This is a genomic window from Pseudoalteromonas sp. BZA4 (genome assembly GCF_040104395.1).
Lineage (GTDB): Bacteria > Pseudomonadota > Gammaproteobacteria > Enterobacterales > Alteromonadaceae > Pseudoalteromonas.
The window spans coordinates 115,129-127,130 of record NZ_JBECOT010000002.1 but is presented as its reverse complement, the minus strand read 5'-3'; the positions used below and the strand labels follow the sequence as shown (position 1 = coordinate 127,130).

At 40.1% G+C, this 12,002-nt stretch carries 14 protein-coding genes; 4 read left to right on the top strand and 10 right to left on the bottom strand.

Annotated elements, in window-relative coordinates; all coding sequences use genetic code 11:
* The first annotated feature begins 6 nt into the window (after positions 1-6).
* From ABMY41_RS01595 to ttcA, 3 genes are all read left to right on the top strand, one after another.
* Entirely contained in the window at positions 7-321 is a 315-nt protein-coding gene (locus tag ABMY41_RS01595) for a hypothetical protein (protein ID WP_175078211.1), read from the top strand.
* A gap of 196 nt (positions 322-517) precedes the next feature.
* Positions 518-859, top strand: coding sequence for a hypothetical protein (locus tag ABMY41_RS01590; RefSeq protein ID WP_287244400.1), 342 nt, complete (start codon positions 518-520; stop codon positions 857-859).
* A 226-nt stretch (positions 860-1,085) separates the two neighbouring features.
* Positions 1,086-1,979 carry a tRNA 2-thiocytidine(32) synthetase TtcA gene (ttcA, locus tag ABMY41_RS01585; protein WP_054561325.1) on the top strand — a complete coding sequence of 298 codons (894 nt, stop codon included), beginning with the start codon at positions 1,086-1,088 and terminating at the stop codon, positions 1,977-1,979.
* A 48-nt stretch (positions 1,980-2,027) separates the two neighbouring features.
* On the opposite strand, the gene uspE is transcribed toward ttcA, so the two are convergent.
* The 10 genes from uspE to ccoN all read right to left on the bottom strand — a co-directional run bounded on the left by uspE (position 2,028) and on the right by ccoN (position 10,954).
* On the bottom strand, positions 2,028-2,951 hold the full coding sequence (uspE, locus tag ABMY41_RS01580; protein ID WP_287245809.1) for a universal stress protein UspE: 924 nt from the start codon (positions 2,949-2,951) through the stop codon (positions 2,028-2,030).
* Positions 2,952-3,053: 102 nt separating this feature from the next.
* Positions 3,054-3,788: an FNR family transcription factor gene (locus ABMY41_RS01575; RefSeq protein ID WP_054553050.1), complete on the bottom strand. Its 735-nt coding sequence runs from the start codon at positions 3,786-3,788 to the stop codon at positions 3,054-3,056.
* Between the two features lie 38 nt (positions 3,789-3,826).
* Complete coding sequence (locus ABMY41_RS01570) at positions 3,827-4,498, bottom strand: sulfite exporter TauE/SafE family protein (RefSeq protein WP_054561327.1); 672 nt, start codon at positions 4,496-4,498, stop codon at positions 3,827-3,829.
* Positions 4,491-4,658 carry a cbb3-type cytochrome oxidase assembly protein CcoS gene (ccoS, locus tag ABMY41_RS01565; RefSeq protein ID WP_054553052.1) on the bottom strand — a complete coding sequence of 56 codons (168 nt, stop codon included), beginning with the start codon at positions 4,656-4,658 and terminating at the stop codon, positions 4,491-4,493. Before ccoS ends, ABMY41_RS01570 begins: the two co-directional genes overlap by 8 nt.
* Positions 4,655-7,030: a heavy metal translocating P-type ATPase gene (locus ABMY41_RS01560; protein ID WP_349273999.1), complete on the bottom strand. Its 2,376-nt coding sequence runs from the start codon at positions 7,028-7,030 to the stop codon at positions 4,655-4,657. Before ABMY41_RS01560 ends, ccoS begins: the two co-directional genes overlap by 4 nt.
* A gap of 9 nt (positions 7,031-7,039) precedes the next feature.
* Positions 7,040-7,531 (bottom strand): FixH family protein, encoded by a 492-nt coding sequence (locus ABMY41_RS01555; protein WP_054561329.1) that lies wholly within the window; start codon positions 7,529-7,531, stop codon positions 7,040-7,042.
* Between the two features lie 149 nt (positions 7,532-7,680).
* Positions 7,681-8,646 (bottom strand): cytochrome-c oxidase, cbb3-type subunit III, encoded by a 966-nt coding sequence (gene ccoP / locus ABMY41_RS01550; RefSeq protein ID WP_054561330.1) that lies wholly within the window; start codon positions 8,644-8,646, stop codon positions 7,681-7,683.
* Positions 8,643-8,828, bottom strand: coding sequence for a cbb3-type cytochrome c oxidase subunit 3 (locus ABMY41_RS01545; protein WP_054561331.1), 186 nt, complete (start codon positions 8,826-8,828; stop codon positions 8,643-8,645). The genes ccoP and ABMY41_RS01545 overlap by 4 nt, the downstream gene beginning before the upstream one ends.
* A 5-nt stretch (positions 8,829-8,833) precedes the next feature.
* Positions 8,834-9,508, bottom strand: a complete 675-nt coding sequence (ccoO, locus tag ABMY41_RS01540) for a cytochrome-c oxidase, cbb3-type subunit II (protein WP_054561332.1) — start codon at positions 9,506-9,508, stop codon at positions 8,834-8,836.
* A gap of 12 nt (positions 9,509-9,520) precedes the next feature.
* Positions 9,521-10,954: a cytochrome-c oxidase, cbb3-type subunit I gene (gene ccoN / locus ABMY41_RS01535; RefSeq protein WP_036967883.1), complete on the bottom strand. Its 1,434-nt coding sequence runs from the start codon at positions 10,952-10,954 to the stop codon at positions 9,521-9,523.
* 346 nt (positions 10,955-11,300) lie between these two features.
* On the opposite strand from ccoN, the gene ABMY41_RS01530 reads away from it, so the two are divergent.
* Positions 11,301-11,720 (top strand): hypothetical protein, encoded by a 420-nt coding sequence (locus ABMY41_RS01530; protein WP_062565226.1) that lies wholly within the window; start codon positions 11,301-11,303, stop codon positions 11,718-11,720.
* The last annotated feature ends 282 nt before the right edge of the window (positions 11,721-12,002 follow it).

The window sequence follows — 12,002 nt, the reverse complement described above, 5'->3', positions numbered from 1 at the left end:
AATACTATGCAAAATTCACAGTCAGTATTTGAGAAACGTCTTGCTAAGCTCGAAAAAATTCTCGAAAAGAGTAAAAAAGAAGTGGCTAGAACCACTGAACTTGCAAAAGATGCAGCACTTAAAGCACAAGCAGCTGTAGAGTGCGCTAGTGAAGCAGAGAACCTAGCCGAAAATGCTAAAAAGCGCTTGAAAGCAGCTAAAAAGCAATTAAAAGAGGCCAAAGTGTTAAAAATAGCGCAGAAAAATGCGTCGAAAAAGTCGGCAATAAAACGTGCTAAACGAATGGCAAAGAATAAAAAAGCTAAAACTAAAAGCGCTTAAAGTTAACAAAGGGCACAGGGCTCATGTGCCCTTTGTTTTTTATTAAGCGTATGGCTGGACATTTTTACAATTCTCGATATGCTAAACCTTACTTTTTCAGGGACTTAAAAGCATCTTAATGAAAACTTCAGCGCCTATTTTTGTTATTTTACTGCTATGTTCAGCTTGTAGCAGTCATTCACCTATCAACTAAGAAATGCAAACTAAGTTGCAAGGCTCATGGCAGTCAACAAATAGCCCAGTTTGTGAAGCTAATTTTCATACCATAACGTTTAAAAATAAAACATTAGAAATCTCTTATGATGAGCAGGGCTATATTTCCGCGTCTGAAGCGAGAAAAACCTTCGTTTATAATATTCTCTCAGCAGAGAAAAATTTAATCCGTGTGCAGCTTGAAAATGAAACCCGCTTAGATAAAAAGGGCAAGCCTGTGGTTTGGCATCTAAAACCTCTTAGAAATGATAAATACTGTTGGGGCAGAGATGATTGGCCTGACCTTGCTTGTACAGCTTCTCGTTACAAATGCACAGTAAAATAAATCAGAAATCAGTTTACAGAGGTCAGAAAATTAGAGCTTTCAGCCTATAAATTCATAAACCTTTGAGTCTATTCCCAAAGCGCTTCGCTTTACGTAGTATCTCTACGAGTGAAGCGCTTTAATTATCCCATGCTAATCATTTCAACTGGCTCAAAAAGTCCGTATAATCCACGCCGAACTTTTTACTATGAAACATGGCTTACAAAAGCCTGTATGAGCAGAGCAAATGAATCAAACTGATACTAGAAAAGAAACTCTTGAATTTAATAAACTTCAAAAGCGTCTAAGAAGGCATGTTGGTAACGCAATTACTGATTACAACATGATCGAAGACGGTGATGTTGTTATGGCATGTATCAGTGGTGGTAAAGATTCTTTTGCAATGCTAGATATTTTGCTTAATTTACAAAAAGCAGCGCCGATTAAATTTGAAGTGATTGCAGTAAACCTTGATCAGAAGCAACCTGGTTTTCCTGAGCACATTTTGCCTGATTACTTTGAAACGCTAAATATTCCGTATTACATCGTTGATAAAGATACTTACTCAGTAGTAAAAGAAAAAGTACCAGAGGGCAAAACAACCTGTGGTCTGTGTTCACGACTTCGTCGCGGCACACTTTATTCATTTGCAGAAAAAATTGGTGCAACCAAACTAGCACTTGGTCATCACATGGATGATATCGTTGAGACGATGTTCTTAAATATGTTCCATGGTTCAAGACTAAAAGCGATGCCACCAAAATTGCGCTCTGATGATGAGCGTAACGTGGTAATCCGTCCGTTGTCATACTGCCGTGAAAAAGATTTAATTAAATACGCTGAGCACAAAGACTTCCCAATTATTCCTTGTAATTTATGTGGCTCACAAGAAAACTTACAGCGTCAATCAATCAAAGCCATGTTGACTGAGTGGGATAAGAAAACTCCAGGTCGTGTTGAGAGTATCTTTAAGTCTTTACAAAATGTTAGCCCAAGCCAGCTTGCAGACAGAAACTTATTTGATTTTGAAAATTTACCACTTGATAGAGAAGGCAATCGTGAAAGCTATGACTTTAGCGAGGCGGTGGTCTCATCAACAAACATTGATGAATCATTATTTATTGATGTAACAAATATATAAAAAGAAAAAAGCCCCAAACTGGGGCTTTTTTAATGCATATTTAAAAGGTTATTTAGCAAGTGGGCTCACATAGCCGTCTGGTTTTAGTGCTAAAACATCGCAGTCAAGGCTATCAATAACATGCTCTGCTGTGTTACCGACAAGCGCTGCACTTAAGCCAGTACGTCCAACTGTACCTATCACTACTAATTCGCTGTTGAGGCGTGCAGCCACATCAGGAATAACATCTTCTGGTAAGCCTTCTTCAATGTGGCAATGAGTTTTATCAATATCAAAGCCTTCAGCTAATGAAAGCGTTGATTCAAAGTGATGTTTTTTAACTGATTCGTTATAAACACCTGGATTGAATTCAGGGATTTCAATAGCGATATTAACTGGAGTTGCTGGGTAGGCATTCACAAGGTTAAGCGTTGCGTTGGCCAAGTCACAAATGAAACGAGCGTCATTGATAATACGCTTGTTAAGTTCAAGGTGTTGTTCATTTTCACTCACTGCGTTTACAGCAGCTAAAATATTGCCTTTTGCCGGCCACTCTTTCTCTTTAACAAGTAAAACTGGAGCAGGGCACTTACGAATGAGGTGCCAGTCAGTTGGGGTGAAAATAACAGACTTAAGTGTATCGTGTTGATGAGTGCCTTTGACAACAAGGTCAAAACCATCGTTGATCACGGTATTGATAATGGCTTCGTAAGGGCGGTTATGCCAAACCACACAGCTATCAATGGTAAGCTCTGGATAAAGTGCAATTTGTTCATTTAACCATTCTTGGCGGTCTTTTATGACGGCTTCGCGCATTGCTTCACGCTCATCAGCAGAAAGCATTGTGGTCATTTCATAAGAGAAGTCGTAGATACTGAGGAAAGCGGTGATGGTCGCGCCAGATTTTTTGGCTAGATCAATTGAGCGGCTTAAACTGTGTTGCTGCTCTTTGGTTGGGTCTATAACTGCTAAAATTCGTTTAATTGCGTCCATGTGCTGCTCCTTAACTGTTCCGCAAAAAGTAGTACTTTGAGTGTAACCTAAATTTAGAACAGTTAAAGGGGCAAACAATATAAAGTTGCGTTAAATCAAACTCTATTTACATTTAATCGCTGCTGTTGCTGCAAGCGCTTGCTGATCCAAAATGGTGATAAATTTACCTTCAACCTTAATAAAACCGGCTTTTTGGAAGCGGCTTAAAAGGCGGCTAATTGTTTCAACAGTAAGGCCTAAATAATTACCGATTTCACCACGTGTCATGGTTAAACGGAATTCTTTACGTGAGAAACCACGTTCACCAAAACGCTCTGCAAGATTATAAATAAAACTGGCTAGACGCTCTTCAGCTGACTTTTTATTGAGTAACAATAACATTTCTTGGTCATAGTTAATTTCATTACTCATTAAACGCATAATTTGTTGGCGTAGCTTAGGTAGTTTACCCGCTAATTCGTCTAGAGTATCGAATGGAATTTCACATACCATTGATGTTTCAAGGGCTTGTGAGAAGCTTTGATGAGCCATTTTGTTAATAGCATCGAAACCAACCAAATCACCAGCTAGATGAAAACCAGTAATTTGTTCATCACCTTGTTCAGACAAAGTATAAGACTTAAACGAGCCAGAGCGTACCGCATAAATGGCATTTAAGCTTTCGCCAGACTCAAATAAATAATCACCTTTATGCAGTGGTTTCTTACGTTCGATGATTTCATCGAGACGATCCATTTCTTGACCGTTTAATGAAAATGGCAAACATAGCTGGCTGATACTGCAATTATTACAGCTAATTGTGCATAAGCCTTTTGACTTGTTTTGTGAGAAGTCCATACATCAAATCCATTCAAATAAGTTAACAACCAGTAATATTAATGAATTAGCTTATCGGTTGCTATAATTAATAAGTATATACCGTACCATATTATTACGCTGCCTAGAATAACCCTAGTCCAAACATGGTTGAAAATAGTGTTTATTTTCTGGCTGACGAGTCCTACGCTTATCATCGCAGGAAAGGTGCCTAACGCGAAAAACAACATCACACCTGCACCATGTGATGCTGATGGGCTAGTCAGTGCCCAGGTTAGCGCTGAATAAACTAAGCCACAGGGCAACCAGCCCCACAAAGCGCCATAGAGTAGGGCTTTTGGGGTAGTATCGACCGGTAATAAATAACGATTAAGTTTAGCTAAATGCTGCCATACTAGGGTTTTGCCAAGTTTTTCTAGCCACTGTAGAGTTGCCGCTAAACGCATAATGTAAACCCCAACAAGGAGCATAAAAATACCACTCAAAAACGACAACGCTATCGATATAGAAGTATTTTGCGCTGCAAAGCGACTACTAATTCCAGCTACAAGAGCACCGGCAAGCATGTAACTTAGTGCGCGGCCTAGGTTATAAGCAACTGAAAAGCTCACTGCACGGTTTTTGTTGGCGGCAAGTTGTAAACTACTGGCAATGCCACCACACATCGCTAGGCAATGACCACTACCTAACAAGCCCATTATAAATGCACTAATAAACAGCGGATCAATCATTACTTTTGTTGTGCTGCTCTTTATCGTCTTCGAACAGGATACTGTGGCCCTGTTTGTTTAAATCAGAAAATTGTTCGCTTTTTACAGCCCAAAAGAATACCCCAATGGCAATTAGCACAAATAAAATGGCAATTGGGATAAGCATGTAGATGATACTCATAGTTTTAATAACCTTAATGAGTTGGTAATAACCAAAATGGAGCTTGCAGACATACCAATTACAGCCATCCAAGGAGCAACGAGCCCAAGGGCTGCCAATGGTAAAATCGAACCATTGTAAATAAGTGACAATGCCAAGTTTTGCTTAACAATACGGCGCGTCTTTTTCGAGACAGTAAGCAAATGCTCTATGGCTGTTAGATCACTATTGAGTAATACCACATCGGCACTATTTTTGGAAATATCAGCGCCGGTTTCCATCGCAATAGATAAATGGGCACTGGCAAATACTGGGCTGTCATTCACGCCATCACCCACCATAGCAACAATGGCACCTTTACTTGAAAGTGCTTCGACATGGGTTTGTTTGTCACGAGGGCTACATGCAGCATGCACGGTATCTAAATTGAGCTGTTTTGCAATTCGCTCACCACTGTTAGAGGCATCGCCCGTTAACATATGGCACTTAATTTGTTGCGAATGAAGTGTAGTAATCAATTTTTCTGCGTTATTACGTAGGCTGTCGGCTAAGTAAAAACGCGCAATGACTTGTTTATCGATATATAAGGTTGCTTGCGCATCTGCTTTTTCGGAATCAAACCAACCGCTTTTACCTATCGCAAGGTGCTGATCATTTAGTAAAGCGGTAATGCCTTTACCCGGTTCGATAGTCACATTTTCAATAGGGTTCACTGTGTCGTTGAAACCAGCGAATGCATTAGCAATAGGGTGCTCAGAGAAACTTTCAAGTTGCGCTGCTAAGCGTAATGCATCAGCTTCACTGTATTGGGTGTTAACTAGTTCAACGCGTTCAATGGTAAAGCGACCTTGCGTTAAAGTACCTGTTTTATCAAAAGCAATATCTGTTAATTGTGGTAGCGTTTCTAACACATGGGCTTGTTTAATTAAAATTCCACGTTTTGTCAGGCTGGCTACAGCGCACGTGAGAGCGGTTGGAATTGCTAAGCTAAGCGCACAAGGGCAGGTTGCAACAAGTACAGAAATAGTAACCCAAAAGGCATGCTCGGGATCTATTTGATACCAACCAATTGCTGTTATTGAGGCAAATACTAATAAGCAGGCAACAAACCACTGCGCTACTTTATCTGTTATCTCAACTAATCGCGGGCGCTTGGTTAACGCTGTGTGTTGTAACTTAATAATTTGATTAAGCAGGGTATTTTGACCGATTTTGTTGATCTCAATACTGATCACACCATCATGGTTAATCGTTCCTGCGTAAACTTGATGGCTAACAAACTTGTTAACTGGCTGGTGTTCGCCGGTCATCATGGCTTCATCAACGGTTGTTTGACCTTTTGTAACAATACCATCAGCAGGAATTGTCTCGCCTGCTTTGATTAATACAATATCACCCAGTTTTAGTTTTTTAGCCGCAATTATCGATTCTTGATTATTTTCATCAATAATACGAGCTGTAAGCGGCAGCAACTTTTGCAAGTTAGCGGTAAATTCACTGGCTTTTAAACGAGCTCTAAATTCTAAATATTTACCTAATAATAATAAGAAGGTAAACATACAGATAGATTCAAAATAAACTTCGCCAACCGACATTAATGTGGCATAACAGCTTGCCCCATAAGCACCAAAAATAGCTAATGAGACGGGTAAGTCCATATTCAGCTGTTTGGCTTTTAAACCATTAATGGCATTGGTTAAGAATGGCAGGGCACTGTAAAGAATAACTGGAGAAGCAAGTACTAAGCTTATCCAGCGAAAATACTGCTCAAAGTTCTCTTCCATGCCAGAGAACATGCCAAAGTACATGGCAAAAGCAAACATCATTACTTGCATGGTCATCAGACCGGCAACCCCTAAACGGCGAATGTAGGCTTTTGCGGCTTGTTGTTTTTGGCTTGCTTCAAGGTCTGCCTGAAACGGATAGGCTTTATAGCCGATTTCATGTAATGAGGTGATAATTTGGCTAAGCGGTGTAACCGATTTATCCCATTGGATCATGGCACGGTTGGTTGAAGTATTTACATCAACACGTTTGATTGCTTTTAAGTTAAGTAGTTGTTTTTCGATTAACCAAGCACAGGCAGCACAGGTGATGCCTTCAACCGTTAATAGTACTTCTGATAAATCATTAGTGGCTGAAATAAACTCGTCTTGAATATCTTCGTTATCGTAACTTTTAATCAACTCGAGTTGCTCTGGAACAAGTTGTTCAACTTTACCAGAGCGTACAGTTCTAAATTTATAGTAATCGGTCATGCCTTGGGCGACGATATTCTCAGCAACCGTTTGGCAACCAATACAACACATAGGTTGTGCCTTACCGTCTATTTCGACAGTCGCATTAAAGCCTTTTGGCACACTTTCAAGACAATGAAAGCAATTATCGGACATTAGAGTTTACTACTTATATTCAGGGCTAATCGAAATCGTTTTATCAGTTGGCAAAATCACATCTTCTTTAAGTTTCCAACTGTTATCGATTGGTTCAATAAACACTGTGTATGCACCGTCAACATGGGTGTCGAGTAGGGCGGTAAAATCGCCATGGGCGTTTTTCATTAGGCTTACATCAAAGTCATTGGCTTTAATAGTGCGATGATAAAAAGACATTTTTAAAGAATGAACATTGCTTGCATCACCCTTGGTGAAAGTGAAAGTTACTTTGTCGCCTGCAACATTTAAATCGCCATGTAAATAAAGTGCTTTTGCTTTATTAAATTTGCTGAGTTCAAGGTTAATTGCTTTGCCTTTTTTATAGTAATCATCTACAACCATATCTGGGCCGTTGCCAATCGCCATATAAATAAGACCAGCACAGCCGATGATGGCTGCAAGAGGAAAAGAGATTAAAAACCATGGCCAAAAGTTTTTATACCAAGGAGTGGGTTTCATAGTACTTATACCTTTAAAAACGTTGTACGCATTTTATCGGATTTAAAAGCAAAAGACTAAAAAAAAGCCTCCAGATGGAGGCTTTTTTGATCTTAATTAATCTATTGAATTAAAAGATTAATTGTTTATACATTTTATTAACCGCGAGGTTATTTATCTTGCGATAAGCTGTAAACGTACGCTGTTAATAAGTGAACTTTATCTTCACCTAAAATGTCTTTCCATGCTGGCATTACACCTGCGCGGCCATTGATTAGTGTTTCTTCAACAGCACGTTTAGAACCACCGTATAACCAGATGTTATCTGTTAGGTTAGGTGCACCAAATGGTAAGTTGTGTGCAACTGAACCTTTACCGTCAGCACCGTGACACGCAGCACACATTGCAAACTTAGCAGCACCTGCAGCAGCGTCTTTTTGGTTAACAGTACGGCCTGAAAGGCTAAGTACGTGAGCAGTCATTTCTTTAATGCCTTGCTCGCCAAGTGCATCACCCCAAGGTGGCATCGCAGCAACACGACCGTAAAGAAGTGTTTCTTTGATCTTGTCTGGTGTACCGCCGTATAACCAATCGTTATCCGTTAGGTTAGGGAAGCCTTGACCACCACGTGCATCTGAACCATGACATTGTGCACAGTTTTGTGAGAATAAACGTTGACCAATCTCAAGCGCTTTTTCATCTTTAACTAGTGTTTCAATATCTTGTTTTGCGAATGACTCAAAGATTGGGCCAAAACGCTCATCAGCAGCGATAAATTCTTGGTCTAATTGAACGTTCTCACCGTTAGCTAATGCTTGTTCAGTCGCTTCTTTAGACTCAGCTAAAGAAGTAATACCTTGGTTAGAACTTGTCCATTTACCTAAACCTTCCCAGTTACCTAAACCTGGGTAAGCAGCTAGGTAGTATACAGACCAAATGAATGTCGCGAAGAACATATAAGTCCACCATTTTGGTAGTGGGTTGTTTAGTTCTTCAATGCCGTCAAACTCGTGACCACAGCTTTCGCCTTCTTTAACACCTGTGTAGTTTTTTAAGTTCCACAGAAGTAGGCCGAAGATGATAGCAAGACACGCTAGGGTTAATACGATAACCCATATACTCCAAAAGCTAGTCATTTCTCAGACTCCTTTTCCTCGTTAGAGATTGTGTTGTTGTGTTTTTTTTCATCTTCAAATATGGCATTAGCAGCGTTATCAAATCGGCTTTTGCTACGCTTGCTGTATGCCCATACAACAATCACAATAAACAGTACTAAAATTACCAGAGTCAAAATGCCTCTGTATGTTCCGTAATCCATAATAATTACTTCAAGTGTGTGCCAAGCTGTTGTAAGTAAGCGATTAGAGCTTGCATTTCAGTTGCGCCTTCACCATTGTTCATGGCTTCGATTTTCGCAATGTCAGCTTTTAGCTCTTCGTCACTTCCGTAACCTTTACCGTCGTAACGGTCGCTTGCTTTGTCGATTCCGAAGCTATCACGGAATACTTGAAGCTTTTTAAGTGTATGGGTCGTATCGACTCTGTTTTCGTCTAACCAAGGAAACGCTGGCATGTTTGACTCAGGAACCACAGCACGTGGGTCCATTAAGTGAGCATGGTGCCAATCGTCTGAGTAACGCTCACCAACACGAGCTAGGTCAGGACCAGTACGCTTAGAACCCCATTGGAATGGGTGATCCCATACTGATTCACCAGCTACAGAGTAGTGACCGTAACGCTCAACCTCGTCACGGAAAGGACGAATCATTTGTGAGTGACAGTTGTAACAACCTTCACGCACGTAGATATCACGACCTTCCATTTCTAACGCTGTAAGAGGGCGTAAGCCATCAACAGGTTTAGTCGTATCGTCTTGGAACATTAGTGGAGTAATCTCAACTAACGCACCAAAGCTGATTGCAAAGACAGTCAAGATAGCCATTAGGCCAACGTTCTTTTCGACTATTTCGTGTTTGTTTTGTGAATTATTATTGCTCATCGTGCTACTCCATTATGCCAATTGTGCGTCAGCGTCTAATTGAAGCGAATCTTTCTTCGCTGCAATAGTACGATAAACGTTGTAAGCCATAATTAGCATACCTGTTACGATGAATACACCGCCTAGGAAACGCATGATATAGAACGGATACGAAGCTTCTAATGACTGTACAAAGCTGTACATTAACGTACCGTCTGAGTTTACTGCACGCCACATTAGACCTTGCATTACACCTGAGATCCACATTGCTACGATGTATAGAACAACACCAACAGTGTGTAACCAGAAGTGCGTGTTAACTAGTTTAACACTGTACATACGGCCTTGTGAGAATAGTGCAGGGATTAGGTGATAGATAGCACCGATAGAAATCATTGCAACCCAACCTAGTGCACCTGAGTGTACGTGACCTACAGTCCAGTCTGTGTAGTGAGAAAGCGCGTTAACTGACTTAATAGCCATCATTGGGCCTTCGAACGTAGACATACCGTAGAAAGATAGAGAAACAACTAAGAAACGAAGTACTGGGTCAGTACGTAGTTTATGCCATGCACCTGATAACGTCATGATACCGTTGATCATACCACCCCAAGATGGAACGAATAGGATAACTGACATAACCATACCTAAGCTTTGCGTCCAGTCTGGAAGCGCAGTGTAGTGTAGGTGGTGAGGACCTGCCCAGATGTATAAAGAAACAAGAGCCCAGAAGTGAACTACCGATAAACGGTAAGAATAAACAGGGCGACCTGCTTGTTTTGGTACGAAGTAGTACATCATACCTAAGAAACCAGCAGTTAATAAGAAACCAACAGCGTTGTGACCGTACCACCACTGAACCATTGCATCTACAGCACCTGCGTAGATAGAGTATGATTTAGTTAGTGAAACAGGAATTGCCATGCTGTTTACAATGTGTAAAACGGCAACAGTAATGATGAAACCAGCGTAGAACCAGTTCGCAACATAGATGTGCGATACTTTACGCTTGATTAACGTACCAAAGAATACAACTGCGTAAGTTACCCAAACAACGGCGATAAGAATATCGATTGGCCATTCAAGTTCTGCGTATTCTTTTGAGCTTGTGATACCTAAAGGTAAGGTAATCGCTGCTAGTACGATAACAAGTTGCCAACCCCAGAAGGTGAAGGCTGCTAGTTTATCTGAGAAAAGGCGCGTTTGACATGTACGTTGTACGACGTAATAAGACGTCGCAAAAAGTGCACTTGTACCAAATGCGAAAATTACTGCGTTCGTGTGTAACGGACGTAGTCGAGAGTAAGTTAACCATGGTGTATCAAAGTTAAGTGCTGGCCAAGCTAATTGGGCAGCAATCAGAACCCCAACACTCATGCCAACGATGCCCCAAATCACTGTCATAATAGCGAATTGGCGTACAACTTTATAATTGTACTCAGTTTGTGATGCTACTGTTTGGCTCATTTTCTGGCTTCCGCTGCAATAAATGCGTTTTAGAAATGAATTACCCACTTTTATTCAAAGTGGGGCCTACTATTACTTCACAAGCGTGTTACCTAAAGCCAACTTAGCGGTGCTAGCTTCAGAAAACAAACTCGAGAAACCCTTATTTTTGCGATGGAAATGATAAAATTTTTGACCTTAAAAAGATAGGTCAATTGCATAAAATTATGACATCAATCAAATTTTAGCGCTTTGTTGGTTATTTTTTGTCAGAGATTGTATTTTTATTAGCTTATTCCATCTAGCATGGTTGTCTTTTCGCGGGTAGCTCACTAGTATCCGCTTTTATTTTATACAGGCAAATAGAGTGCGAACTAGTTTTTTACCCGTTTTCCTTTTCAGTGTATTTTTAGCTGCATGTGATAGCCAAAGTATAGAAGAGGGCAGCACAAGTACAAGTTGTGAGAACAATAGTCATTGTTATTACCCTAATAATGCAGAAGTTTGGCTGAGCAACCCAGATGTCAGCCCTGAGTTGCCTTTTGCAATCAACCTAAAGCTGCCGAAAGATGCTAAAAACCTCTCTGCTAAACTTGAAGGTGTCACTATGTATATGGGGTTTATTCCTCTACAGTTTAAGCAGAAAGGGCAAGTTTGGGTTGCTGATACTATGGTTGGCGCATGCTCTGAGCCTGTAATGACCTGGAAAATGATGCTCACTTATACTACTGGTGACAATCAACCACAAACTTTGCTTTATTATTTCGATTCACTGCAAACTCGATAACATTTTCCATTATTATTATTGATCACAGTTTTTGATTATTTAAAAGCTGTGATTGTCGTCATCCATACGTCATCTTTTTCTACTTTAATGTTCTTTATTAGTCGTATCTTTATACGGTATTACAAATTGACGGAACAAAAACAAAAATTCTTCCTCTAATACACTGTTTAACGGGCTGACTTTGTCTATTTAGTTAATTTAAGTGAATAACTATGGTTAGCAGTCTTACCAAGCTTTTACGGTTTTTATAACGTTGTGTGATCAACTTGTAAAAATTTCATT